This window comes from Methylobacterium terricola (assembly GCF_006151805.1).
Taxonomy (GTDB): domain Bacteria; phylum Pseudomonadota; class Alphaproteobacteria; order Rhizobiales; family Beijerinckiaceae; genus Methylobacterium; species Methylobacterium terricola.
Window position 1 is genome coordinate 224,469 of the sequence record NZ_VDDA01000007.1, and the last position, 24,011, is coordinate 248,479.

The window sequence follows — 24,011 nt, forward strand, 5'->3', positions numbered from 1 at the left end:
GCGCGCCCGAACCCTCCCCCCTCCGCGGGGGAGGGTGGCCTGCGGAGCAGGCCGGGAGAGGGGAACCACGCTTCCGGACATGGCGGCACCGTTCTGACGGGCGCCCGCTGGAACAGCGTCGCGCTGCCCCTCTCGGCGGGACTTCGTCCCGCTGCACTCACTGCGTTCGCCACCCTCCCCCGCAGAGGGGGAAGGGTGGGGGGTGGCGCCACGCATCTGGCAGCAGCGACCCTGCTCCCCCTGCTGCTCGCCGGCTGCCTCGTCGGGCCCGATTATTCCCGCCCCACCGTCGAGACCCCCGCCGCCTTCAAGGAGGGCGGCGCCCGGCCGATGCCGCCGCGCCACTGGCGGCCGGTGCGACCCCTCGACGAGGCCGAGCGGGGCGATTGGTGGCGGGTGTTCCGCGATCCGACCCTCGACCGGCTGATCCGCCTGATCGACGTCGACAACCAGAACCTGCGCGCTCAGGTCGCCGCCTACCGGCAGGCCCGCGCCCTGGTGCAGGAGGCCCGCGCGCAGCTCTTCCCCACGGCGCTCGGCGCGCCGTCGATCAGCCGCTCCAGCACCGGCGGGGTCGAGCGTACCACCGTCACGCTCCAGGGCTCGGCGACCTGGGAACTCGACCTGTTCGGGCGCATCCGCCGCCTGATCGAGAGCGACGTCGCCGCCGCCCAGGCCAGCGCCGCCGACCTCGCCTCGGTGCGCCTCGCGCTCCAGACCCAGCTGGCGACCGCCTATTACCAGCTGCGCTATCAGGAATCGCTGCAGAGCCTGCTGGAGCGCACGGCGCAGGCCTACCAGCGCTCGCTCACCATCGCGCAGAACCAGTACAATGCCGGCGTCGCGGCCCGCTCCGACGTCATCACCGCCCAGACCCAGCTCCAGACCACCCAGGCCAATGCCATCGCGGTCGGGCTGCAACGGGCGAACCTCGAACACGCGATCGCGACGCTGATCGGCCGCCCGCCCTCCGAGGTGTCGCTGGCCCGCGGCAGCCTGCCGTCCCGCCCGCCGAACGTGCCGGTGAGCCTGCCCTCCGACCTCCTGGAGCGCCGGCCCGACATCGCGCTCGCCGAGCGCAGCGTGCAGTCGCAGAGCGCCCAGATCGGCGTGGCCGTCGCGGCGTTCTTCCCGACCGTCACCCTGTCGGCGAGCGGCGGCATCTCGGGTGACCCGGCGCGCAATTTCTTCGCGGCGGCGAACTCGTTCTGGTCGGTGGCGGCCTCCGGCAGCCAGGTGCTGTTCGATGGCGGCGCCCGCACCGCCGCCCTCCAGGCCGTCGAGGCGGCCTACGACGCCGCGGTCGCCAATTACCGCCAGACGGTGCTCACCGCCTTCCAGCAGGTCGAGAACGGGCTCGCCGGCCAGCGCATCCTCGCCCGCCAGCAGGGGGCGCAGGACCTCGCGGTGCAATCGTCGCGCCGGGCGGTCGAGATCGCGCTGAACGAGTACCGTGCCGGCACCCAGAACTACACCACCGTCGTCACCGCCCAGGCGCTGGAACTCAACAACGAGGTCACGGCGTTGCAGGTCCGGCTCAACCGCTTCACCAACGCGGTGTCGCTGATCGGCGCGATCGGCGGCGGCTGGGACACCAGCAGCCTGCCGAGCGGCGAGAGCGTGAAGCAACTCCAGCCGCTGCCGATCGATCGCGGCCAGGCGCCGCGGGTGGACGAGTGAGGGGGAGGCAGGGGCGGGTTGCCCACGTCTTCGCAGGGCTTTCCCGTTTCCCCGACAGCCCTGGACGACGCCCCATTTCCCGCCCGCCGGGGAATGGCCTAGACCGGTCCACCGGCGCGCCGCCGCCCTACATGTGAGCCGATGACCGACCCGCTCCTCTCCGTCCAGGACCTCTCCGTCGCCTTCCGCCAGGGCGGGCGCGAGACCCGCGCCGTCGATCGCGTCTCCTTCGCCATCGCGCCGGGAGAGACCGTGGCCCTGGTCGGAGAATCCGGGTCCGGCAAGTCGGTGACGGCCCTCTCGATCCTGCGCCTCGTCGACGGCGCGGTGCCGGCGGGGCGGATCCGGTTCAAGGGCCGCGACCTGCTGACGCTCTCCGAGCCGGAGATGCGCGAGATCCGCGGCGCCGACATCACCATGGTGTTCCAGGAGCCGATGACCTCCCTGAACCCGCTGCACCGCATCGCCGAGCAGGTCGGCGAGGTGCTGCGGCTGCACAAGGGGATGAGTGGCGAGGCGGCCCGGGCCCGCACCCTCGAACTCCTGACCCTCGTGGGCATCCGCGACGCCGAAAGCCGCCTCGGCGCCTATCCGCACGAACTCTCGGGCGGGCAGCGCCAGCGGGTGATGATCGCGATGGCGCTCGCCTGCGAGCCCGACCTGCTGGTGGCGGACGAGCCGACCACGGCCCTCGACGTCACCGTCCAGGCGCAGATCCTGTCGCTGCTGGCCGACCTGAAATCGCGCCTCGGCATGGCGATGCTGTTCATCACCCACGATCTCGGCATCGTGCGCCGCGTCGCCGACCGGGTCTGCGTCATGCTCGAGGGCCGCATCGTCGAGACCGGCCTGGTCGCCGAGGTTTTCTCGCATCCGCAGCACGACTACACCAGGCGCCTGCTCGCCGCCGAGCCGAAGGGCCGCGGCAACCCGGTCCCGGACGGGGCGCCGATCCTGGTCGAGGCCGGGCCGATCCGGGTCCACTTCCCGATCAAGACGGGCCTGCTCCGGCGCACCACCGGCCACGTCAAGGCGGTGGACGGCGTGGCGCTGAGCGTACGCCAGGGCGAGACCGTCGGGGTGGTGGGCGAATCGGGCTCCGGCAAGACCACGCTGGGCCTCGCCATCCTGCGCCTCACCGCGTCCGAGGGGCCGGTGGTCTATCTCGGCCGGCGCATCGACGGGCTGTCGGCCAACGCCATGCGGCCCCTGCGGCGCGAGATGCAGGTCGTGTTCCAGGACCCCTACGGCTCGCTCTCGCCCCGGATGTCGGTGGCCGAGATCGTCGCCGAGGGGCTGGAGGTGCAGGGCAAGGGACGCAGCGACGCCGAGCGCCGGCAGATCGTCGCCCGGGCGCTCGAGGATGTCGGGCTCGATCCGGCCGCCATGGACCGCTATCCGCACGAATTCTCCGGCGGCCAGCGCCAGCGCATCGCCATCGCCCGCGCCATGGCGCTCGATCCGCGCTTCGTCGTCCTCGACGAGCCGACCTCGGCCCTCGACATGTCGGTCCAGGCCCAGATCGTCGAGCTGCTGCGCGACCTGCAGGCGAGGCGGGGCCTCGGCTACCTGTTCATCAGCCACGACCTCAAGGTGGTGCGGGCGCTCGCCAACCGCGTGATGGTGATGCAGGGCGGCCAGGTGGTCGAGGAGGGCGCGGCCGAGGACATCTTTTCCGCACCCCGCACCGCCTATACCCGCGCCCTGTTCGCCGCCGCCTTCGACCTCGCGGCGGCCCCGACCGGGGCGGTGAGCGAATGAGCCGGGCGCTCCTCATCGTCCTCGATTCCGCCGGCATCGGCGGGGCGCCGGACGCCGCGGAGTTCGGCGACGCGGGCGCCGACACGATCGGGCACATCGCCGAGGCCTGCGCTGAGGGTCGCGGCGACCGGGCGGGCCTGCGGGCCGGTCCCTTGCGCCTGCCGCACCTCGCCGGCCTCGGCCTCGGCCTCGCGGCGGACGCGGCGAGCGGGCGGATGCCGCCGGGCCTCGCCCCGTCCGGCCCGGTCGAGGGCGCATGGGGCCACGCGGTCGAGAGCGCCCGGGGCAAGGACACAGTGTCGGGCCACTGGGAGATCGCCGGGGTGCCGGTCGACTTCGCCTGGGGCCACTTCCCGGCGACCCGCCCGGCCTTCCCACCGGAACTCACCCGGGCGCTGATCGCCGAAGCCGGGCTGCCGGGCATCCTCGGCGATTGCCACGCCTCCGGCACCGCGATCATCGAGGCGCTGGGCGCGGAGCATGTCCGGACCGGCCAGCCGATCTGCTACACCTCGGTCGACAGCGTGTTCCAGATCGCCGCCCACGAGGAGGCGTTCGGGCTCGACCGGCTCTACGACCTCTGCGCCATCGCCCGCCGGCTCTGCGACCCCTTCCGCATCGGCCGGGTCATCGCCCGGCCCTTCGTCGGCGACGCGACATCCGGCTTCACCCGTACCGGCAACCGGCGCGACGATGCGGTCACGCCCCCCGCCGACACGCTCCTCGACCGCCTCGCCGCCGCCGGCCGGCCGGTGGTGAGCGTCGGCAAGATCGGCGACATCTTCGCCCACCGCGCGACCGGCCGCGAGATCAAGCCCGGCGGCAACGATGCCTGCCTCACCGCGGCGCTGGCGGCGCTCGCCGACCTGCCCGACGGCGGGTTCGTCTTCGCCAACCTCGTCGAGTTCGACACCGAGTACGGCCACCGCCGCGACGTGCCGGGCTACGCCGCGGCCCTGGAGCGCTTCGACGCCCGGGTGCCGGAGATCCGGGCGGCCCTGGGCCCCGGCGACCTCTGCCTCGTCACCGCCGATCACGGCAACGACCCGACCTGGAGCGGCACCGACCATACCCGCGAGCAGGTGCCGGTCCTGGCCTTCGGGCCGGGCATCGCGCCCGGTCCCCTCGGGCGGCTCGGCTTCCCGGCGATCGGCGCACGGATCGCGCAGCATCTCGGCTTGACGGATACCCGCTCGCACGATGCGAGCTTGGCGGGGCCCGGACCGGTCGCCTAGAACGTCGGGGACGCGCACCGGAGACCTGATTCCTTGTCCATGACGGCTCCCGGTCCGCTGGCGCTCCACGCGCCGCCGGTGCCGGCCCTCGCCGAGCGGGTCGGCTGGCTCAAGCTCCTCGGCGCGTTCCGGCGCAACACCCTGGAGGCGTTCCCCCGCGCCTGCCTCCACGAGCCGGCGGTGACGATCCCGCTGCCGGGCGGGGGCCGGATCGTGCTGCTCGCGACGCCCGCCGGCGCCCGCCACGTCCTGCTCTCGGCCACCGAGGATTTCGTGCGCCTGCCCGCCGGCCGGCGGGCGATCGGGCCGATCGCCGGGAACGGCCTGGTTCTCGCCGACGGCGAGGCCTGGCGGCACCAGCGCAAGGTGCTGGCTCCCGCCTTCACGCCCCGCACCCTGCCGTTGATGCTGCGCTTCGTCGCCCGCAGCGCGGAGGAATCGTGCCGCCGGCTGGAGGCGGGATACGGCGCCCCGGCCGACCTGCGCTCCGAGATGCAGCGCGTCGCCCTCGACATCGCCACCACCTCGATGTTCTCCCTCGAGACCGGGGCGCTGGGTCGCGAGATCCGGACGCTGGTCTCCGGCTATCTCGACCGGCTCGGCCGACCGACCGTGGCCGATTTCCTGCTGCCGCCGGGCTGGCCGACCCCGTCGACCCCGCGCCGGGCGCTTTTCCGCCGCCGCTGGCTGACCGTCGTGCAGGCGGTGCTGGCGGCCCGGCGGGGGCAGGGCGCGGCCGGCGCGGCGCGGGACCTGTTCGACCTCCTGGTCGACGCCCATGGCGACGCGCCCGGCGGGCTGCTCGCCGACGAGGTCGGCACCCTGATCGTCGCCGGCCACGAGACCACCGCCTCGACCCTGTTCTGGGCCTGCACGCTGCTGGCCCGCGCGCCGGCGATGCAGGATGCGCTGGCGGCGGAGGCCGCCGGGCTCGACCTGTCGGAGGCAGGCGCCGCGGCGGCCCTGCCGCAGCTGCGGCTGGCCAAGGCGGTGGCGCAGGAGACTCTGCGGCTCTACCCGCCGGTCTACGTCATCCCCCGCCGCGCCGCGCGGGCGAGCATGGTCGAGGGCACGGAAATCCCGGCCGGCAGCATCGTGATGATCCCGACCTGGGTGCTGCACCGCAACCCGCGCTGGTGGGACCGGCCGGAGACGTTCGACCCCGGGCGCTTCCTCGACGGCCCGGAGCCGGACCGCTTCGTCTACCTGCCGTTCGGGGCCGGTCCCCGGATCTGCATCGGCGCGCAGCTGGCGCTGGCCGAGGCGATCCTGGTCCTGGCGCGGCTGATGCGTGGGTTCCGGCTCTCCCTCGACGGCGATCGGCCGGTCCTGCCGGTGGCGACCACCGTGATGCGGCCGGACCACGTGCCGCGCTTCCATCTGGCCCGCCGGACCGGTTGAGCCTGCCGTCGGCGCGAAAATGCTCTATGGGCTTGGCGAGCGGCCGATCCGGCCCTGCGAAGAGACGAAGACACGGTGCGACCCTGGCGCAGCGGCCCGTCCGACCGGCGCGGCTACCATCACGGCAACCTCAAGGAGGCCCTGATCGAGGCCGCGCGCCGCTTCATCGCGGAGCGCGGGATCGGCGGCTTCACCCTGGTCGACGCGGCGCGCCTCGTCGGCGTCTCGCCGGCGGCGCTCTACCGCCATTTCCGCGGCCGCGAGGCCTTGCTGGAGGAGGTGGCCGAGCGCGGCTTCACCGAGCTCGCCGCCCGCCTCGCCCGGGCGCTGCGCGGCCCCGGCACGCCGCTCGAGCGCTTCACCCGCATGGGCGAAGCCTACCTGACCTTCGCCGAGGAAGAGCCGGGCTATTACGCGGCGATCTTCGAGGCCCGACCGGCCGGACCGGACGGCTGCCCGCCGGGCGGCGGACCGCCGCAGCAGGCCCCGAGCGACCGCGACGCCTTCGGCCTCCTGGTCGAGGCCCTGCGCTCGACCTTCCCGGACGGGTTCTCAGGGGGCGTCGATCCGCGCTTCATCGCCCTGGAAGTCTGGGCGCTGTCCCACGGCATCGCGACGCTCGCCGCCGCCGGCCGGCTGCCGACCGGGCCGGGCCTGCCGACGAAGCACGACCTCCTGCGCGCCGGGGTGCTGGCGATGGTGCACGGGGCGACGGCGCGGGCGGGGTAGGGGCGACGGAGCCTGGCTCCGTCGCGCGAGGTCAATGCCCCGAGGCCAGGGCCGCTCCCGGCTTGTCGTGGGTGCCGAGCTGGTCCACCAGCGTCGCCGAGGCCGCGTTGAGCCCGGCAACCTCCACCGGCACGCCGTGGTGGCGGAACTTCAGCACCACGCGGTCGAGCGCGTTGACCGCCGTGAGGTCCCAGAAATGGGCGTCCGTCAGGTCGATCACCACGCGCTCCAACTCCTCCTCGCGGAAGTCGAAGGCGGCATGGAAGGCTTCCGCCGTGGCGAAGAAGATCTGGCCCGTCACCCGGTAGGTGCGGATGCGGCCCTCGCGCGAGGACGTCACGGCGAAGAAGCGGGTGACCTTGTGGGCGAAGAACAGCCCGCTCAGCACCACGCCGAACAGCACGCCCTTGGCGAGGTCGTGGGTGGCGACCACCACCGCCACGGTGCCGAGCATCACGATGCTCGACGTGGTCGGGTGGGTGAGGAGGGTACGGATCGAGCGCCACTGGAAGGTGTTGATCGACACCATGATCATCACCGCGACGAGGGCCGCCATCGGGATCTGCGCCACGTAGGGGCCGAGCACGACGATCAGGAACAGCAGGAAGGCGCCGGCCCACAGGGTCGAGAGCCGGCCGCGGCCGCCCGACGAGACGTTGATCACCGACTGGCCGATCATCGCGCAGCCGGCCATGCCGCCGAACAGCCCGGCGGTGACGTTGGCGAGCCCCTGGCCGGCGCATTCGCGGTTCTTGTTCGAGGTCGTGTCGGTGCGCTCGTCGACGATCGCCGCGGTCATCAGGCTTTCGAGCAGGCCGACCATGGACAGGGTCAGGGCGTAAGGCAGGATGATCCGCAGGGTCTCGAGGGTGAGGGGCACCTGCGGCAGGGCGAAGCTCGGCAATTCGCTCGGCAGCGCCCCCATGTCGCCGACGGTGCGGATGCCGAGGCCGAGGCTCATCGACAGGGCGGTGAACAGCACGATCGTCACCAGCGCCGACGGAACGGCCTTGGTCAGGTACGGCAACCCATAGATCAGCGCGAGGCCGGCGGCGGTCATGGCGTAGACGACCGGCCCGCGGCCGATCAGCTCCGGCATCTGGGCGAGGAAGATCAGGATGGCGAGCGCGTTGACGAAGCCGGTGACGACCGAGCGCGAGACGAACCGCATCAGGTTGCCGAGCCTCAAGGCACCGGCGGCGAGCTGGATCAGGCCGGTCAGGATCGTGGCGGCGAAGAGGTAGCCGAGGCCATGCTCCTTGACGAGCGTCGTCATCACCAGCGCCATCGCGCCGGTGGCGGCCGAGATCATCGCCGGCCGCCCGCCGGCGATCGCCGTGACGACCGCGATGCAGAACGAGGCGTAGAGCCCGACCTTCGGGTCGACCCCGGCGATGATCGAGAACGCGATCGCCTCGGGGATGAGGGCGAGCGCCACGACGGTGCCGGCCAGGATTTCGCGCGTGACGTCGGGCGCCCATTCGCGCCGCAGGCGGACGAGGTTCATGGGATGTTGGCTTTCGAGAACGGGCGCGACAGGCGCGCGAGGACGACCGGCCGCGCGATGCGGACGGGCACGGAGGATGGACGTGGGGGAAAGACGCGGGAGAGCGGGGCGCTACGGCGGCGTGGGCCGCGAGACCAGTATGGCTCGATCCTGCATCATGGGTTGTGCGTAGCACGGGACTTCGCGGCGCCGCAACCGGCCAGGGGATTAAAGTCCAGCCTTTGTGGGCACGGCCTGATCCGGGCAGGCCGGGACAACCGGTGCCCATGACGAAAAAGGCCCGTCCCCCCGCGGAGGGACGGGCCTTGTGGTTGCGGATCTCGTCCTCGGCCTCAGGCCGGGATCAGCGGATCCCGCCGGGCCTCGGTCTCCGGCACCCCGTCCTTGGCCTTCTGCTTCGGCGGCGGCCCGAGGAAGGCCGGGACGATGAAGAAGGCGGCCACCAGCGTGAAGAACAGCGACAGGGCGAGCAGCTTGCCCATGCTGGCGGTACCCGGGTGGCTCGACAGCACCAGCGAGCCGAAGGCGGTGCCGGTGGTGAGCGCCGAGAAGAAGATCGCCCGGGTCAGGCTCGAGGCCAGCATGTCGGCGACGCCGGCACGCCACGCGATCACGTAGTAGATGTGGAAGGCCACGCCCACGGCCAGCATCAAGGGCAGCGCGATGATGTTGGCGAAGTTCAGCGGCATGCCGATGAGGTAGAGCGCCTCCAGCGTCCACAGGGTGGCGAGCACCAGCGGTCCGAGCGCCATGGCGACGTCCCAGGGCCGGCGCAGGGCCACCGACAGGATGATGAAGATCGAGAGCAGCGCCAGCAGGCCCGCCTCGATGAAGGCGCCGAGAATCGTGTGGCTCGACAGGGTGGTGGCGACCGGCGCGCCGGTGGCGTGCGGGGCCACGCTCAGGACCTCCTTGGCGAAGCGGCGCTGGACCAGGTTGTCGTTCGAGTTGCCCTTGGGCTGCACCTCGATCCGGGCCTTGCCGTCGGCGGCGATCCATTCGGAGCGGATCTGCGCCGGCAGGTTCTCCAGCGTGATCTTCTCCGGCGAGAGCAGCCCGCGCAGGCGGGTGAGCAGGGCCTTGAGGTTCGGCACCACCGCGGCGGCGGCGGCCTCGCGGACCGGCGGCTCGGCGGCGGCCAGGCGGTCGAGGGTGTCGGTGAAGCCTTGGATCGTGGCGAGCGGGCCGGAGGCGTTCGCCGCCTGCCCTTGTGCGCCTTGCGCGATGCCGCGGAGCGCCGTGACCGCGTTGCGGATCGCCGTCACCACCTCGCGGTCGGTCGGCGGGGCCGCGACGCGGGGCGGGTTGAGCACCGGGCCGAGCACCTGCGCCGCATCCTCGATGGTGGCGAGCTTCTGGTCCTGGTCGGCGGGCACGAAGGTGTTGATGTCGACGACCCCGGCGACGCCCGGCAGGGCCAGCAGCTTCTTCACCATCGGCGCGATGGCGTCGCGGTTCGGAACCACCACGTCGATCGAGTTCGGGCTGGTCTTCGGGTCCTTGGCGAGGTCGAGATAGGTCGCCACCGATTCCACCTTCGTGCTGCGCAGGTGCATCGGGTTCGAATCGAACGGCAACCAGTACAGCAGGGGCAGGCCCGCCACCGTCACGACGCCGGTGAGCACCAGGACCAGCTTGCGGTGCTCGAGGATCCAGTGATCGACCGAGGCCATGCCGGCGGTGCCGACTTCCTGCTTCTCGCCCGGCGGCCGCAGCACGGCGATCAGCGCCGGCAGCAGGGTCAGCGAGAACAAGTAGGCGACGATCATGCCGACGCCGGCGATCAGGCCGAGCTCCGACACGCCGCGGAAATCGGTCGGCAGGAACGAGAAGAAGCCGGCGAGCAGCGACACCGCCGCGAGCGTCAGCGACCAGCCGACGCCGCGGGCGGCCGAGCGGATCGCCTGTTCCAGATCCCCCTCGACGAAGCGGTCGGCGCGGTAGCGCACGGCGAACTGGATGCCGAAGTCGATGCCGAGGCCGACGAACAGGGCCGCGAAGGCGACCGAGATCGGGTTCAGCTCGCCGACCATCACGAGGCCGAGGGCGGCAGTGACGATGAGCCCTGCGAAGGTGGTGATGAGGACGGCGACGACGAGGCTGCCGGATCGCAGCGCCAGCCACAGGAACAGCACGATGGCGCCGCCGGTGACCGAGTAGTTCAGGCCCGCATCGTCGGCCAGCGTCGCGAACTCGTCGTCCGCCACCGCGACCTGGCCGGTCAGGCGCACCCGCACGCCGTTGGCCTCGGTCAAGCCGAGGCTGCGGGCGGTCTCGCGGATCAGCTGCGTCGCCTTCTCGCCGGGCTGGAGGGCGTCGTAGTCGAGCACCGGCTGGGCGATGACGAAGCGGCGCAGGTCGCTCGGCTCCGCCTTGCCGCCCGACAGCAGCAGCTGCCACGAGAGCTGGGCCCGCTCGCCCTTGAGAACCTTGTCGAAGACCTCCTTCATCTGGCCCATCGGGCCGACGAGATCCTCGGGCTTGGCCTGGCCGGCCTTCACCCCCTGGGCGCCCATCACCATGGCCTGCATGATGCCGCGCAAGGACGGGTCGGCGGCGAGCGGCCCGAGCAGGCCCTGCTGCTGGATCAGCCTCTCGGTGGTCTGGTCCAGCTCCTTCTGGGACATCAGCAGCAGGCCGTTCTTGTCGAAGAACGGGCCGCCATCGGGCCGATAGACGATCGGAAGGAGATCCTTGTGGGTCGAGAGGGCCTGGGCCAGGCGGGTCGCCGCCTCCTCGGCCTGTTCCGGCGTCTGCCCGTCGACCACCATCACGAGCAGGTTGCCGCGCTGCGGGAACGTCTTCTCGAACTGGATCTCGTCCTGGCGCCAGGGCACGTCCGACGTGATCAGGCGCTCGACGTCGGTGTTGATGCGGAAGAGATGCGCCGCCATGACGGCGCTCGCGACGGTGAGCAGCAGCGCGGCCACGATGATGAGCCAGCGCCGATGTACGGAAAACGCCACGAGCCGTTCGATCACGATGCGAAGCCTGCCTCTAGCTCGCGGGCCGCGCGGCGGATCGCGGCGGCCCGGTGAAGTCCCTGTGGATCGGCCCGCCGGAGCGGCGAGGCCCCGGCACCGGCGCGAGCACCGGCGGAAGGCCAGTATAGCGCGCGGAGCGGCGGCGCCCATGGTCACGGTGGGTAACCATGCCACGGAGACGCGCATTTCGTCACGGACATGCTCGATCCGAGCCCGGCCGTGGCGCGCTAGGTAATGACCCGCAGGCCCGATTGCAACGCATTGGCGGCAAACGGATCCCCGGCCCGGGCGACGATCCCGGCCGCCCCGCGCCCGGTCAGCGCGGCTTTACCCGGCGGCGATCCTCGCCGTAAACGTCGCGAGGACGGGGACTTTCGCCCGGCGGTGCGGGGTCCGGGAGACGGCGCGACGGAGGGCCGGTGGCGGAAACGCGGGAGAACGGGGTCGCCCTCGTGCTGGCGCAGCCGAGGGGCTTCTGCGCCGGGGTGGTGCGGGCGGTCGACATCGTCGAGCGGGTGCTCGCCCGGGACGACGGCCCGGTCTATGTCCGCCACGAGATCGTCCATAACGGCCGCGTCGTCGCCGACCTGAAGGCCAAGGGGGCCCGCTTCGTCGAGAGCCTCGACGCCGTCCCGGACGGTGCCACCACGATCTTCTCGGCCCACGGCGTGTCGCGGGCGGTCGAGGCGGAGGCCGCGCGGCGCAACCTGCCCGTCATCGACGCGACCTGCCCGCTGGTCGCCAAGGTGCACGGGCAGGGCCGGCGCTACGCCGCGCAAGGCCGCACCGTGATCCTGGTCGGACATGCGGGCCACGCCGAGGTCGAGGGGACGCTCGGCCAGATCGACGGCGAGGTCCGTCTCGTCGGCAGCGTGGCGGAGGCGGAAGGCCTCGATCTGCCCGCCGACACGGCGCTGGCCTACGTCACCCAGACGACGCTCAGCGTCGACGACACCCGGGCGATCATCGCGGTCCTGCGCCGCCGCTTCCCCGACCTCGTCGGGCCCGAGACGAAGGACATCTGCTACGCGACCCAGAACCGTCAGGCCGCCGTGCGGGCGCTCGCCGCGATCGCCGACCTGATCCTGGTGGTGGGCGCCAGGAACTCCTCGAACTGCAACCGTCTGCGCGAGATCGCCGCCGAGGCCGGCCGGCCGAGCCACCTCGTCGAGGGGGCGGAGGATCTGGAGCGAATCGATCTGACAGGCCTGCGCACCCTCGGCCTCACGGCCGGTGCCTCGACGCCCGAGGGGGTGATCGCCGAGGTGATTGCTGCGCTGCAGCGTCGCACCCCCCTGACGATTTCGACGCTTCCGGGCGTTGCCGAGAGCGTGAGCTTCCCTCTCCCGTCGAGTTTGGGCCACACTTAGGCCGTTCCGCACCAAGCTTGGACCCTTTCGAACCTAGCTTGCTGGAAATCCGCCACTTTTCGGGCTAATCAGCCCGCTTGGCACAGCACCCGACACGAACCACGACACAAGGAGCCTTGGTCTTGGGCATTCCTCTCCGGTACGTCGCGAAGATCGGCGGCTACATTCTCAAGCAGCACCTCACCGGCCGCAAGCGGTATCCGCTGGTCATGATGATGGAGCCCCTGTTCCGGTGCAATCTCGCCTGCGCGGGTTGCGGCAAGATCGACTATCCGGACGAGATCCTCAACAAGCGCCTGCCGGTCGACGAAGCACTCGAATCGGTCCGCGAGTGCGGCGCACCCGTCGTCGTCATCGCGGGCGGCGAGCCGCTGCTGCACAAGGACCTGCCGCAGATCGTCGAGGGCATCATCGCCCAGAAGAAGTTCGCGATCGTCTGCACCAACGCGCTCCTTCTCGAGAAGAAGATCGCGCAGTACAAGCCGAGCCCGTACTTCACCTGGTCGATCCATCTCGATGGCGACAAGGAGATGCACGACCAGTCGGTGTGCCAGCGCGGCGTCTACGACAAGGCGGTGGCGGCGATCCAGAAGGCCAAGGAGATGGGCTTCCGGGTCACGATCAACTGCACCTTCTTCAACAACTCCTCGGCCGACAAGATCGCCGACTTCTTCGACAGCGTGACCCGGATGGGCATCGACGGCATCACCGTCTCCCCCGGCTACGCCTACGAGCGCGCCCCCGACCAGCAGCACTTCCTCAACCGCCGGGCGACCAAGGACCTGTTCCGCGGCGTGTTCCGCCTCGGCAAGGAGAAGGGCCGCGAGAAGTGGACCTTCCAGCAGTCGGGCCTGTTCCTCGACTTCCTGGCCGGCAACCAGACCTACCACTGCACGCCGTGGGGCAACCCGACCCGGACGGTCTTCGGCTGGCAGAAGCCGTGCTACCTCCTCGGCGAGGGCTACGCCAAGACCTTCAAGGAGCTGATGGAGACCACGGACTGGGACGCCTACGGCACCGGCAACTACGAGAAGTGCGCCGACTGCATGGTGCATTCGGGCTACGAGGCCTCGTCGGTGGTCGATTCGGTGAAGAAGCCGTGGAAGCCGGTGATCTACGCGCTCCGCGGGATCAAGACCGAGGGCGAGATGGCTCCCGAGATCTCCCTCGAGAACCAGCGCCCGGCCGAGTTCGTGTTCTCACGCAACGTCGCGCAGAAGCTGTCCGAGATCCGGGACGCCAAGGCCGACGCCAAGAAGCGCGCGACAGCGGCCTAACGAGGCGAAGGCCGCCGACGAGTCGCGGGCGAGGCGCACCAGCCCGCCCACGCTCGCCGAGCGGCGGGCCAACGCCGCCAGGACGGCGAGGATGTCGGGCTCGCCGTCCGGCTTGATGGCCTTGGCGATCGCCGCCGGCAGGGCGCGGTCGGCGGGGTCGCACACCACCCGCACGGCGCAGAACGGCAGGCCGTGCGCCTCCGCGAAGGCGGCCGCGACGTGGGATTCCATGTCGACCGCCGCCGCGCCGGTCTCGGCGCGCAACTGCGCCTTGGCCTGCGGCGACAGCACCGCCGCCTCCACCCCGACGACATCGGCAAGCACGACCCGCGCCGGCACGCCCGCCAGCCGATGCCTGAGCGCCGCGACGACCTCGGCATGGGCCGGATGCCGCATCCCGCCGGCGCTCACCCCGGTCGCCACCACGACGTCGCCCGGCACCAGCGCGGGATCGAGCCCGCCGGCAATGCCGAGGCTCATCACCGCCCGGCAGCCCGGGCTGCGACGCGCCCTCAGGAGATCCCGCAGCCGCTCCGGGTCTCCCCCGGCCCCCACCGCCGCCACGCCCGGCCCATCGGCCAGCCGCGCCTCGCGGGCGAGACCGGTGACGGCCAGGACGGGAAGGGCCCCGGTCGAACCGGTGGTGTCCTCGACGACGATCATGCGGGGGCTCGGGCGACGCGATGGGGAAGGGGTGGTGAAGCACCCCTCATACCAGAGCGGGGGGAGCGGTCCTGTGGCCTCGGTGACACGGGTGAGGACCCGGGATCAGGCGGCGGCGTAGAACAGCACCCGTCCCTCGGGCCGCAATTGCTGCAGGCAATCGAAGTCGGCGACGTTCGCGGTGAGCAGGATGCAGCCGAGCCGTCGGGCCTGGAAGAACAGCGCGCAGTCGTGCAGGGCCTTCATGCGCCCGTGCAGGGCCTTCATGCGCCTGTCCTTCGCGTAGCCCTGAAGTCGGCAGAGGATGCCGGCATAGACCGCGGCGTCGGTCATCACGTCCTGCGTGGGTGTGTGCAGGCGGTGCGAAGGAATGCCGTCGAGGACACGGCGAATGGCTCCGACATTCGCCTGCCTGCGCGGGTCGGCGGGATCGAGGACGCCGATCGCGTGCAGCACCTCCTGGACGGCGACGACGCTGTGGTTGATCCGACGCAAGCCGAGAAAGTCATCCAGCGCGCGGGGAGTCCGGCCCTCGAGCTGGTGGATATAGACCCCGGTATCGAGCAGAAGCGGCCCGCCGGCCGACGGAGCCTCATCGTCCAGGACCGTGAGCCCGGTCCGTCGCCGCGGCGCGAGACGCGCCAGGTCGAGACGCGCCAGGTCGAGACGCGCCAGGTCGAGACGCGCACAGACCTTCTCTGCGTGCTTCGAGAGCAGGGGCACGCTCAGAAGCCGATGTCGAGGTCCGGATCGAGCGTGCCTCGGGCCTGCGCGAGGACCGTCGCGAAATCGTCCTCGACGGCGATGCTGGCGAGGGCGAAGGCCAGGAGATCCGTGGTGGATCCGATGCCGGTGCGTCGCCTGGCCTGCTCGATCAGCTTGAACGGGAGCCGCGCACCGACCTGACGGGTCTCCGCATCCAACAGGACCATTTCCGCGGCGCGATCCATCACCCGGGGAACCATCGACGCGCCCGGCGCCGGCTGGGCGTCCTCCGGAACGAGCGCTCCGGCCTCCGAGGCGCGGAGATCGATCGGCCGGTCACCATGGCGATCAGCCTGTTCAACACGTCGCTCAATCCGTTTGACATGCGCGCCGTCGTCGGCATCCGCAACGGCCGACCGGACACGGGCCGCCTCGCGAAAGAGGACGGGTCCCCTGCCGGTCGCGCCTCGCCGCGAAAGACCCGGTTAAGCTTGACCGTGAAGAAAGGAGGACCGGCCCCGCCCATCCCCTTGCTCCGTCAGGTCCCCATGCACCGCAGCTCCGAGGACAACCGCAACCGGGCGCTCGCCGTCCTCGCCGGGCTCGGCGCCCTGGCGCTCCTCGGCCTCCTGATCCTGCGCGGGGTCCTGCGCGATCCCGGGCTCAACTCGCACGGGGCGCTCGCCGACGCGTTCCTGCACGGACGCCTGTGGATCGAGACCTGCCCGGAGATCGACTGCGCCCTGTTCCAGGGCCGCACCTACGTGATCTTCCCGCCGCTGCCGGCCCTCGTCGCGCTGCCCTTCGTCGCCGTGTTCGGGTTTCCGGGCTTCAAGGGCTTCGTGCTGCTGGCGCTGGCGCTCGGAGCCTTGAGCCTGTGGGCCTGGCACCGGATCTTCCGGGCCCTCGACGTCGAGGATGCCGATGCGCTCTGGCTGCTCGCGGCGATCGCCTTCGCCAGCCCCTTGTTCCAGGTCAGCTTGCGGTCGGACGGGGTGTGGTTCTACGCCCAGTCGGTCGGCTTCCTGATGACCACCTTGAGCCTGTGGGCGGTGATCTGCCGGCGCTCGCTGCCGCTCGCCGGCCTGTTCGTGGCGCTCGCCTTCCTGTGCCGGCAGATGGCGATCTTCTACCCCCTGTTCCTGCTCGTGCTGGCGCTGCCGCAGCACCAGGGCCGGCCGGGCGCGTGGCGCGAGACGGCGCGGGACCTCGTCCGCCCGATCGTACTCGCCGGGATCCCGGTGGCGGTCGCGCTGATCGCGTATGTCGCCTACAACTACGCCCGCTTCGGCAGCCCGACCGAGACCGGCTATGCCTTCATCCACAATCCCGGCAGCAGCGGCTTCATCTGGCGGCGCATCTCCGAGGTCGGGATCTTCTCGCGCGACTACCTTTTGTTCAACACCCTCTACCTGTTCCTGCAGGGCATCCATTTCGAGTTCGGCGGGCCGTACCTGACCCAGCTCACCGGGATCGACCGCTCGGGCTCCGCCCTCCTGGTGATGTGCCCGTGGCTGCTGCTGGCGTTCTACGCCCGCCTCGACCGGACCTTCGCGGCAGGCGCCGCCGTGATCGCGATCATCGCCGGGATCACGCTGTTCTACCACTCGAACGGCGCCGACCAGACCGCCACCCAGCGCTACGCCCTCGACTGGCTGCCGATCCTGATCGTGCTGATGCTGCGCGGCGAGCGGCCCCGGGCCTTCGCGGCCCTGCCGCTGCTGGTCACCTGGGGCATCCTCGCCAACGCGGCGGTGACGCTGCTGACCAGCCTTTACAAGATCTGAATCCCGGCGGGCGCGCGGCGCGTGCCGAAGGTCAGGATCTGGTGGCCGAAATAGTTCGACACCGCGCCGGCGGCGATGCCGACGCCGTGGCCGAGCGCCTCGGCCGCCGGCAGCGGCAGAACCGGCACCAGGGCGGCGAGCCCGGCGACGAGCGCGGCGCTCACCCCCAGCACCACGCCGGCGCCGACGGCGTTGACGGCGACGAAGACGGCGGCCTGGCGCGGGAGCGGGCCGGTGCTGGCGCCCCGGAACACGAAGGTCCGGTAGAGCCAGAACCCCGCCGCCATGCCGATCCCGTAGGCAACCAGCATCGACGCCCAGAACGGCATCACCAGGGAGAGCAGGATGCGGGCAAGCCAGTTGATCGCGGCGGCCGAGCCGCCGGCGACCAGGAAGCGGACGACCTCCGGCGCCATCACAGGCCCCAGCCCGGCAGCCCGAAGGCGGCGACCGCGAAGGACAGGCCGGCGACTGCCGCGAGGGCCAGGCTCGGCCGGTCCTTGACCGCGAAGGCGACGGGATCGTCGTGGAGCTCGTCGCGGCCGGCGAGCAGCCAGATCCGGCCCATGAACAGCACCAGCACCAGCGGAAACGCCCACAGCGCCAGGGGCGCCGACAGGACGGCATGCCGGAACGCCTCGTTGGCGAGGTAGAGGATGAAGATCACGATGCTGGCGAGGCCCGCCGCGATCCCGAAGGCGAGCACCACCGGCTCGTCGGCCGGCCGGTAGCCGCGGCCCGAGAGCTGGCCGGTGCGCCCGCGCTTCACCGCCCCGCGCAGCTCGGTGTGGCGCTTGGCGAAGGAGAGCGAGGTGAACAGGAACATCGAGAAGGTCAGGAGCCAGGGCGACCAGGCGCCGCCGACCGCCGCGACCCCGATGACGAGCCGCAGGGTGAACAACCCGCCGAGGATCAGCGCGTCGAGCATCGGCACGCGCTTGAGCGAGAACGAGTAGGCGAGGGTGACGGCGAGATAGGCGAGCAGTGCGGCGAGGACCGCCGGACCGGCGAGGGCCGCGAGGCCCAAGCCCAGGCCGAGCCCGCCCACCGTCGCCGCGAGCCCGGTGGCCAGCGGCAGCCGCCCGCTCGCCAGCGGCCGGTGGCGCTTCGACCAGTGCGCCCGGTCATGCGGCAGGTCCCACAGGTCGTTGAGGAGGTAGCTCGCCGAGGCGACGAGGCCGAGGGACAGGAAGGCGAGCCCGGCCTCGGCCCAGGCGCCGGCGCTGCCGGCGAGCCCGCCGAGCAGCATCGGCACGAAGACGAGGCCGTTCTTGGCCCATTGGTGCAGCCGCAAGCCCTTGGCGAGCGCCCGCAGGCGCGGGGCGGCGGCGAATTCCTCCGAGGGCCGCCCCCCGGCCCGCGCCGCGCGGGCGACGCTCGCCGGGGTCTCGACCAGGATCACCCGTTGCGCCCGGGCCCAGATCGGCAGGTCGACCGCGGCGTTGCCGGCATAGTCGAAGCCGCGGGGGAACAGCGCGGCGAGGGCTTTCGCCTTGACCTCGCCCTTGAGGTTGACGAGCCCGTCGCTCGACACCGCCCGGTCGAACAGCGGAAACCGCTCGACGATGCCGCGCGCCATCAGCTCGTCGGCCGCGGTCGCGAGCACGATCTCCCGCCCGAGGGTCTTCTGGAGCGCGATATAGGCGAGCAGCTCCTCGTTCGCCGGCAGGGTGGCGAAGTCGAGGGCGGCGTGCTCGGCGACCCGGCGCTTGAAATAAGCCCGGCCGCGGGGCAGCCAGGCCAGCATCGCGAACAGCATCAGGACGTTGCGCCGCAGGATCGCCACCACGCCCTCGAGCAGGAGGTCGGTGCGCAGCAGCGTGCCGTCGAGATCGACCACGAGGGGCACCAGCGGGCCCTCGTCGCGCCCCGGGATGGCGGCCGCATCGTCGCGACCGCGCGCGCCGGGACCGGAGGGAAGGGGGCTCGCCAAGGACATCGTTTCGGCCTGTGCTGCTGTGATCTTGGCGCAGGCTACGATGGTGGGGCCGGTGCAAGTCTTAAACCGGCTCGCGGCACCGGATCATTCGGTCGGCAGGATGATCGCCGGGTTGATGCGGCCGGCGGTATTTCGGGGGAACGCGGCAAGACCGCGTTCATCATCAGGCTCGCCAGAGGTGGCCGGGGTCCCGGCGAGCCCGAACGGGTCTCGTCAGCTCATCCCACCCTGTCCCGGACCATCGAAACGCAGTGGAGGGAGATCCGGGAAGGGAGAGCCTGCGACGTCCGGCTGCGCCCCGGACGCGGAGCGATCCCGGGCGGCGGCCGCCCGCCTTACGCCTCCGGATCCGCCCTCGTCGAGAACCGGTCGCGCGCCGTGAAGCGGTCGGCCGGCAGGCCGGAGGGCAGGGTGCCGCGGTAGATCTCCCGCGACAGGAAGGTGCGCTCGATCTCGATCTGCTCCTCATCGAGGTCGACGTACCAGCAGCGGCGCCGGGGCGACCAGCGGTAGTTGCGGTCCTTGAGCCGGTCCTTGAGGGCGATCGGCGCGTCGGAGGCCCAGAGCCGCACGGTCGGCCGCCGCGCCGCCTCGAGCAGGGCGGCGAGCGCCAGGCGCCCGGAGGTCCGCAGCGGCCGGGCGAGCACCGCGAGCAGCGCCTCGCAATCGTCGATCGCCCGGTGGCCGTTGTGGAAATGGCCGTGATCGGCGAGCAGGTGGCCGAGCCGCATGCCCTCGTGCCCCTCGGCCCGCCAGGGGATCTGGTGGCAGGAGCAGGCCCAGTTGCGCGAGACAAAGATCGGCCAGCGGCGCTCGCACATCTGCCGGTCGAAGCGGGCATTGTGGGCGATGACGACCCGGGCCTCGGCGGCGAGCGCCTCGACCGCCGCATCGTCGATGCGCTGGCCGGCGACGTCGGCATCGGTGATGCCGGTGAGGCGCACCACCGCCTCGGGGATCGCGCCGGAGGGCTGATGGAGCTGGTTGAAGCGCTCCAGCACCCGGTAGATCCGGCCGCTGGCGCCGTACTCGAACTTGACGATGCCGAGCTCGATCACCTCGTCGGCGGTCACGTCGATGCCGGTCGTCTCGGTGTCGAGGATCAGCCCGACGAAGGTCGGCTCGGTCGGCGCGTCCGGCGGGGGCACGAAGGGGCTCAGCCGGCGCAGCACCCGGTAGTCGCCGGTGCGCTCCAGGATGGCGGCGATGTCGTCGAGCGCGTCGGTCAAGCGGCGTGTCACCCTGGCAGGCCGCTGCGCGGGGGCGGCGCATGTCGTTGCCTGGCCCCGGCATAGACCCGGCCCGCCCGCCGCGCCAAGAGCCGTGCCGCCACGCTCCACCGCATTCGCGAGCCGGCGACGCAGGAGCCGTGTTCGACCCTGCCGGGAGACGGCCGGGATCCCATCCGGGGGGAGCGACCGGCCCCGGGCCCTCCGTCCCGATGTCCGCCTCCGACAAAAACCCCGCCGGCGACGGTCCCGAGGACCGTCGGCAGCGGGGGAGTCGAGGAGATCCGAGAGACGAGCCCCACGCCGGCAGGGGAGGAAACGGGGCCGGCGGGTGCGTCGGGCAGCTCCCGGGCCGCCCGATACGAGGCCAACATCCCATCGCTGGGCCGGTTTCAGGGGGCGGCGCCGGACCGTCGTCCGGAGTAAACCTGGGTCAAGCGGCAGACCGAATTCGGCCGCAAGCGCCGGGATGCAGGGCGCCCGGCATGGCGCCAGGATGGCGTCATCGCCCGGACAGGGAGGCAAGGACGATCATGCGCAACCCCGATCCCGACTGCGCGGCCCCGCATCCGGGGGCCACGACCATCGCCCCGCCCCACGACGCCCCGCCCCACGACGACGCCGCGCGCTTCGCGGCCGTCGCCCGCCGCGACCGGACGGCCGACGGCCTGTTCGTCTACGCGGTGCGCACGACCGGGGTATATTGCCGCCCGAGCTGCGCCGCGCGGCCGGCCCTCCCTCAGAATGTCAGCTTCCATCCGACCTGCGCGGCGGCGGAAGCGGCGGGGTTCCGGCCCTGCCGGCGCTGCCGGCCGAACGAGGCGAGCCTCCACGCCCGCCAGGCCGAGGCGGTGGCGCGGGCCTGCCGGACGATCGAGGCGGCCGAGGCGCCGCCGGCGCTCGCCGACCTCGCCGCCGCGGCGGGATTGAGCCCGCACCACTTCCACCGGGTGTTCAAGCAGGTCACCGGCGTGACGCCGCGGGCCTACGGCGAGAGCCGGCGGGCCGCGCGTGCGGCCGAGGAGCTGCGGCGGGCCGGGACCGTCACGGAGGCGCTCTACGGCGCCGGCTACGGCGCGGCGAGCCGGTTCTACGCCGCGGCGCCGGGCCGCCTCGGCATGACGCCGACGGCCTACCGGAAGGGCGGGGAGGGTGCGGCGATCCGCTTCGCGATCGGCGCCTGCTACCTCGGCCACGTCCTGGTGGCGGCGACCGAGAAGGGCGTCTGCGCGATCCTGCTCGGCGACGACCCCGAATCCCTGCTGCGCGACCTGCAGGACCGTTTCCCGAAGGCGGCGCTGAGCGGGGGCGACCCGGGCTTCGAGGCTCTGGTGGGGCAGGTGATCGCCCTCGTCGAGGCCCCCGGCACGGCCGCGAGCCTGCCCCTCGACATCGGCGGCACCGCCTTCCAGCAGCGGGTCTGGCAGGCCCTGCGGGCGATCCCCCCGGGGCGCACCGCGACCTATGCCGAGGTCGCGCGGGCGATCGGCGCACCGGCGGCGGCGCGCGCGGTGGCGCTCGCCTGCGGCGCCAACCCGATCGCCGTGGCGGTGCCGTGCCACCGGGTGGTGCGCGGCGACGGCAGCCTGTCGGGCTATCGCTGGGGCGTCGCGCGCAAGCGGGCGCTCCTCGACCGCGAGCGCGACCCAACGGACAGGGCCTGACGGAGGCCCCCTCGACCCGCGGAGCCCCGGCACCGAGCGGAGCGCCAGCACAAGGAGGCGTGCGAGGCCGACACGGCGTCAGGCCTCGCGCCGCGACAGGTCAGCGCGCGTCGGGGCCACATCCGGGTGGACCCGAGGGGCCGTCCCGCCCCGCTCGTCGGGCCGCCTGGTCGCCGGCAGCCCCCGAGCCGGGCTTCCCCCGTGCGATCCGGGGCCGGTTCCGTAGGTGCCCCCGGACCCGCACCTTGAGGAAAGCGACCCGGAATCTGCGCCGGGCACGGATCGTTGGGGCAGGGATCGGCGTTCTCCCTGTGAGACCTGCCGCCACGGTTCCGCGGCCGGGCTCTGACGTGACACCTCGAGCGCGGGCCTCCCTCAGGAGCGCAATTCCATGTCGTGCCGCCACAACGCCGTCGCCCCCCTGCCGCACCTGATCGCGACGGCGCCGTCGCACCTGCGCAAATGGCGCCGCTTCCCCAGTACCCTGCCGCAGGCCGCCAACGACAACGTCCGCCCCGGCGCCACCGCCGAAGTCGGGCTGTGGGCCGCGGCGCTCGGCGGCGCCGCCACCCTGGTGGCGGTGCTGATGGTCGGGCTGATGCTGTAGCGGCGCGTCAGCGCCCGGTTTTCCGGCGCCAGGCCGCGAAGTCGGCCTTGGCCTGCTCGTCGATCAGCGGGTAGAGGCCGATCACGCCGCGGCCGTTCTGGACCTCCTCCAGCACGAAATCCTCGAACACCGTCATCTCGGCCGCCTCCGCGGCGACCTCGTCGGCGATCTCCGCCGGGATCACGATCACGCCCTCCGCGTCCCCCACCACCACGTCGCCCGGGAAGACCGCGACGTCGCCGCAGCCGATCGGCACGTTGATGTCGAGGGCCTGGTGCAGGGTGAGGTTGGTCGGGGCCGACGGGCGGTTGTGATAGGCCGGGAAGGGCAGGGTGCCGATCTCCGGCGAATCGCGAAACCCGCCATCGGTGACGACGCCGGCCGCGCCGCGCTTCATCAGCCGGGTCACCAGGATCCCCCCGGCGGAGGCCGCGCGCGGGTTCTTGCGGCTGTCCATCACCAGCACCGCGCCCTCCGGGCATTGGTCGACGGCGACGCGCTGCGGGTGTCCGGGGTCGCGGAACGCCGCAAGGGTGTTCAGGTCCTCCCGGGCCGGGATGTAGCGCAGCGTATAGGCCTCGCCGACCATCGTCCCGGCCTGCGGGTTGAGGGGGCGCACATCCTGGATGACCTGGTTGCGCAGGCCGCGCTTGAACAGGGCGGTGGCCAGGGTCGCGATGCTGACGGTCTTCAGCGTCGCGCGGGTCTCGGGGCTCAGGGGCATCGGGGATTCTCCGGTCGGGGGCGGAGGGCCGGGGGCGTCGGGGAATGGCCATGGGGCCGCGCCGCCCCAACCCGAGTCCTCCCCATCGCCCGGACGGCTTCGCCGCTCCGCGGCCGCGTGCGAGCGGCCTGTGACGCGCGCATTGAAGCACTAATGTTTTAGTACATCAACCAGGATGTCGCAGGATGCTCCCGCGTCCGAACCCTCCCCCCCGGCGGGGGGAGGATCAGAACCTGCGCCCTAGCCGGAGCGGTGCGCTTGCCTCACTTCTTGCGCGGTGCCGGCGGCGGGGGGGCCGGGGGCTCGTCGCCGCCCTCGTCGGGCTCGCCGCCGCCGATGGTGGATTTCAGCGCGAAGGCCACGAGGGGGCTCGCGACATCCACCACCTCGGCCTTGGTCAGGCCGTCCTTCGGATCGTAGCTGCCGACCAGCATCACGGTCCGGTTCTCGGTCTTCGCGAGGTCCAGCCCGTCACCGGAGACGGCCATCGGCTTGCCGGCGATCTCGTCGGCCTTGCGGTCGTTGGTGAACAGCACCGTGACCTTGCCGTCCTTGACCACGCCGACGTAGCAGGTCTCCTCCGGCGTGCGGCATGGGAACAGCATCGCGGCGGTCGGGTCGGGCTGCAGCGTCTCCTTCGGCGGCGGCGGGGCCTTCGGGCCCTTGGGGGCCGGCTGGGCGGCAGCCGGACCGGCGGCCGCGAGCGCGAGCAGCGTGAGGGCGAGCGCGGAGCGCATCTGTCTCATTCT

At 72.2% G+C, this 24,011-nt stretch carries 20 protein-coding genes; 10 read left to right on the forward strand and 10 right to left on the reverse strand.

What is annotated here, in order from left to right; genetic code table 11:
- Positions 1-195 precede the first annotated feature (195 nt).
- The 5 genes from FF100_RS17890 to FF100_RS17910 all read left to right on the forward strand — a co-directional run bounded on the left by FF100_RS17890 (position 196) and on the right by FF100_RS17910 (position 6,806).
- The gene (locus FF100_RS17890; RefSeq protein WP_139037029.1) at positions 196-1,680 is read left to right on the forward strand and encodes an efflux transporter outer membrane subunit; all 1,485 of its coding nucleotides are present in this window, start codon (positions 196-198) and stop codon (positions 1,678-1,680) included.
- 141 nt (positions 1,681-1,821) lie between these two features.
- Positions 1,822-3,441, forward strand: coding sequence for an ABC transporter ATP-binding protein (locus tag FF100_RS17895; protein ID WP_139037030.1), 1,620 nt, complete (start codon positions 1,822-1,824; stop codon positions 3,439-3,441).
- Positions 3,438-4,676 carry a phosphopentomutase gene (locus tag FF100_RS17900; protein ID WP_139037031.1) on the forward strand — a complete coding sequence of 413 codons (1,239 nt, stop codon included), beginning with the start codon at positions 3,438-3,440 and terminating at the stop codon, positions 4,674-4,676. Before FF100_RS17895 ends, FF100_RS17900 begins: the two co-directional genes overlap by 4 nt.
- Before the next feature lie 39 nt (positions 4,677-4,715).
- Positions 4,716-6,077: a cytochrome P450 gene (locus tag FF100_RS17905; RefSeq protein WP_139037032.1), complete on the forward strand. Its 1,362-nt coding sequence runs from the start codon at positions 4,716-4,718 to the stop codon at positions 6,075-6,077.
- Between the two features lie 75 nt (positions 6,078-6,152).
- Complete coding sequence (locus FF100_RS17910; protein ID WP_139037033.1) at positions 6,153-6,806, forward strand: TetR/AcrR family transcriptional regulator; 654 nt, start codon at positions 6,153-6,155, stop codon at positions 6,804-6,806.
- A gap of 31 nt (positions 6,807-6,837) precedes the next feature.
- Here FF100_RS17910 and FF100_RS17915 read toward each other — a convergent pair whose 3' ends face one another.
- Both FF100_RS17915 and FF100_RS17920 read right to left on the reverse strand, forming a co-directional pair.
- Positions 6,838-8,313, reverse strand: a complete 1,476-nt coding sequence (locus FF100_RS17915) for a SulP family inorganic anion transporter (RefSeq protein ID WP_139037034.1) — start codon at positions 8,311-8,313, stop codon at positions 6,838-6,840.
- Between the two features lie 332 nt (positions 8,314-8,645).
- Positions 8,646-11,294, reverse strand: coding sequence for an MMPL family transporter (locus FF100_RS17920; protein ID WP_139037035.1), 2,649 nt, complete (start codon positions 11,292-11,294; stop codon positions 8,646-8,648).
- A gap of 422 nt (positions 11,295-11,716) precedes the next feature.
- Here FF100_RS17920 and ispH point away from each other — a divergent pair, with 422 nt between their 5' ends.
- Together ispH and hpnH are read left to right on the forward strand one after the other, a co-directional pair.
- Complete coding sequence (gene ispH, locus FF100_RS17925; RefSeq protein WP_139037036.1) at positions 11,717-12,667, forward strand: 4-hydroxy-3-methylbut-2-enyl diphosphate reductase; 951 nt, start codon at positions 11,717-11,719, stop codon at positions 12,665-12,667.
- A 122-nt stretch (positions 12,668-12,789) separates the two neighbouring features.
- Entirely contained in the window at positions 12,790-13,944 is a 1,155-nt protein-coding gene (gene hpnH / locus FF100_RS17930; RefSeq protein ID WP_048449925.1) for an adenosyl-hopene transferase HpnH, read from the forward strand.
- Here hpnH and FF100_RS17935 read toward each other — a convergent pair.
- The 3 genes from FF100_RS17935 to FF100_RS17945 form a co-directional block, all read right to left on the reverse strand.
- Positions 13,867-14,607, reverse strand: coding sequence for a phosphorylase (locus tag FF100_RS17935; RefSeq protein ID WP_139037037.1), 741 nt, complete (start codon positions 14,605-14,607; stop codon positions 13,867-13,869). The two genes, hpnH and FF100_RS17935, sit on opposite strands and share 78 nt — an antisense overlap.
- Before the next feature lie 105 nt (positions 14,608-14,712).
- Complete coding sequence (locus FF100_RS17940) at positions 14,713-15,330, reverse strand: type II toxin-antitoxin system VapC family toxin (RefSeq protein WP_139037038.1); 618 nt, start codon at positions 15,328-15,330, stop codon at positions 14,713-14,715.
- 2 nt (positions 15,331-15,332) lie between these two features.
- Positions 15,333-15,539: a hypothetical protein gene (locus FF100_RS17945; RefSeq protein WP_246102142.1), complete on the reverse strand. Its 207-nt coding sequence runs from the start codon at positions 15,537-15,539 to the stop codon at positions 15,333-15,335.
- A 321-nt stretch (positions 15,540-15,860) separates the two neighbouring features.
- Here FF100_RS17945 and FF100_RS17950 point away from each other — a divergent pair, with 321 nt between their 5' ends.
- Positions 15,861-17,099, forward strand: coding sequence for a hypothetical protein (locus FF100_RS17950; protein WP_139037040.1), 1,239 nt, complete (start codon positions 15,861-15,863; stop codon positions 17,097-17,099).
- On the opposite strand, the gene FF100_RS17955 is transcribed toward FF100_RS17950, so the two are convergent.
- The 3 genes from FF100_RS17955 to FF100_RS17965 form a co-directional block, all read right to left on the reverse strand.
- Positions 17,087-17,515, reverse strand: a complete 429-nt coding sequence (locus tag FF100_RS17955; protein ID WP_139037041.1) for a GtrA family protein — start codon at positions 17,513-17,515, stop codon at positions 17,087-17,089. The genes FF100_RS17950 and FF100_RS17955 overlap by 13 nt on opposite strands.
- The gene (locus tag FF100_RS17960; protein WP_139037042.1) at positions 17,515-19,038 is read right to left on the reverse strand and encodes a UbiA family prenyltransferase; all 1,524 of its coding nucleotides are present in this window, start codon (positions 19,036-19,038) and stop codon (positions 17,515-17,517) included. The genes FF100_RS17955 and FF100_RS17960 overlap by 1 nt, the downstream gene beginning before the upstream one ends.
- A gap of 335 nt (positions 19,039-19,373) precedes the next feature.
- Positions 19,374-20,267, reverse strand: coding sequence for a 3'-5' exonuclease (locus FF100_RS17965; protein WP_139037043.1), 894 nt, complete (start codon positions 20,265-20,267; stop codon positions 19,374-19,376).
- A 533-nt stretch (positions 20,268-20,800) separates the two neighbouring features.
- On the opposite strand from FF100_RS17965, the gene ada reads away from it, so the two are divergent.
- Both ada and FF100_RS17975 read left to right on the forward strand, forming a co-directional pair.
- Positions 20,801-21,931, forward strand: coding sequence for a bifunctional DNA-binding transcriptional regulator/O6-methylguanine-DNA methyltransferase Ada (gene ada, locus FF100_RS17970; RefSeq protein WP_139037044.1), 1,131 nt, complete (start codon positions 20,801-20,803; stop codon positions 21,929-21,931).
- Positions 21,932-22,322: 391 nt separating this feature from the next.
- The gene (locus FF100_RS17975; RefSeq protein ID WP_139037045.1) at positions 22,323-22,538 is read left to right on the forward strand and encodes a hypothetical protein; all 216 of its coding nucleotides are present in this window, start codon (positions 22,323-22,325) and stop codon (positions 22,536-22,538) included.
- Positions 22,539-22,545: 7 nt separating this feature from the next.
- Here the strand turns inward: FF100_RS17975 and FF100_RS17980 are convergent, their stop codons facing one another.
- Together FF100_RS17980 and FF100_RS17985 are read right to left on the reverse strand one after the other, a co-directional pair.
- Positions 22,546-23,262, reverse strand: a complete 717-nt coding sequence (locus FF100_RS17980) for a ribonuclease activity regulator RraA (protein WP_139037046.1) — start codon at positions 23,260-23,262, stop codon at positions 22,546-22,548.
- A 263-nt stretch (positions 23,263-23,525) separates the two neighbouring features.
- The gene (locus FF100_RS17985; RefSeq protein WP_139037047.1) at positions 23,526-23,999 is read right to left on the reverse strand and encodes a hypothetical protein; all 474 of its coding nucleotides are present in this window, start codon (positions 23,997-23,999) and stop codon (positions 23,526-23,528) included.
- Positions 24,000-24,011: the final 12 nt, after the last annotated feature.

Coding starts and splice junctions, on each gene's coding strand:
- FF100_RS17895 (WP_139037030.1), top strand. CDS start 1,822: ATGACCGACCCGCTCCTCTCCGTCCAGGACCTCTCCGTCGCCTTCCGC.
- FF100_RS17900 (WP_139037031.1), top strand. CDS start 3,438: ATGAGCCGGGCGCTCCTCATCGTCCTCGATTCCGCCGGCATCGGCGGG.
- FF100_RS17905 (WP_139037032.1), top strand. CDS start 4,716: ATGACGGCTCCCGGTCCGCTGGCGCTCCACGCGCCGCCGGTGCCGGCC.
- FF100_RS17915 (WP_139037034.1), bottom strand. CDS start 8,313: ATGAACCTCGTCCGCCTGCGGCGCGAATGGGCGCCCGACGTCACGCGC.
- FF100_RS17935 (WP_139037037.1), bottom strand. CDS start 14,607: ATGATCGTCGTCGAGGACACCACCGGTTCGACCGGGGCCCTTCCCGTC.
- FF100_RS17945 (WP_246102142.1), bottom strand. CDS start 15,539: ATGGTCCTGTTGGATGCGGAGACCCGTCAGGTCGGTGCGCGGCTCCCG.
- FF100_RS17950 (WP_139037040.1), top strand. CDS start 15,861: ATGCACCGCAGCTCCGAGGACAACCGCAACCGGGCGCTCGCCGTCCTC.
- FF100_RS17955 (WP_139037041.1), bottom strand. CDS start 17,515: ATGGCGCCGGAGGTCGTCCGCTTCCTGGTCGCCGGCGGCTCGGCCGCC.
- FF100_RS17960 (WP_139037042.1), bottom strand. CDS start 19,038: ATGTCCTTGGCGAGCCCCCTTCCCTCCGGTCCCGGCGCGCGCGGTCGC.
- ada (WP_139037044.1), top strand. CDS start 20,801: ATGCGCAACCCCGATCCCGACTGCGCGGCCCCGCATCCGGGGGCCACG.
- FF100_RS17975 (WP_139037045.1), top strand. CDS start 22,323: ATGTCGTGCCGCCACAACGCCGTCGCCCCCCTGCCGCACCTGATCGCG.
- FF100_RS17980 (WP_139037046.1), bottom strand. CDS start 23,262: ATGCCCCTGAGCCCCGAGACCCGCGCGACGCTGAAGACCGTCAGCATC.
- FF100_RS17985 (WP_139037047.1), bottom strand. CDS start 23,999: ATGCGCTCCGCGCTCGCCCTCACGCTGCTCGCGCTCGCGGCCGCCGGT.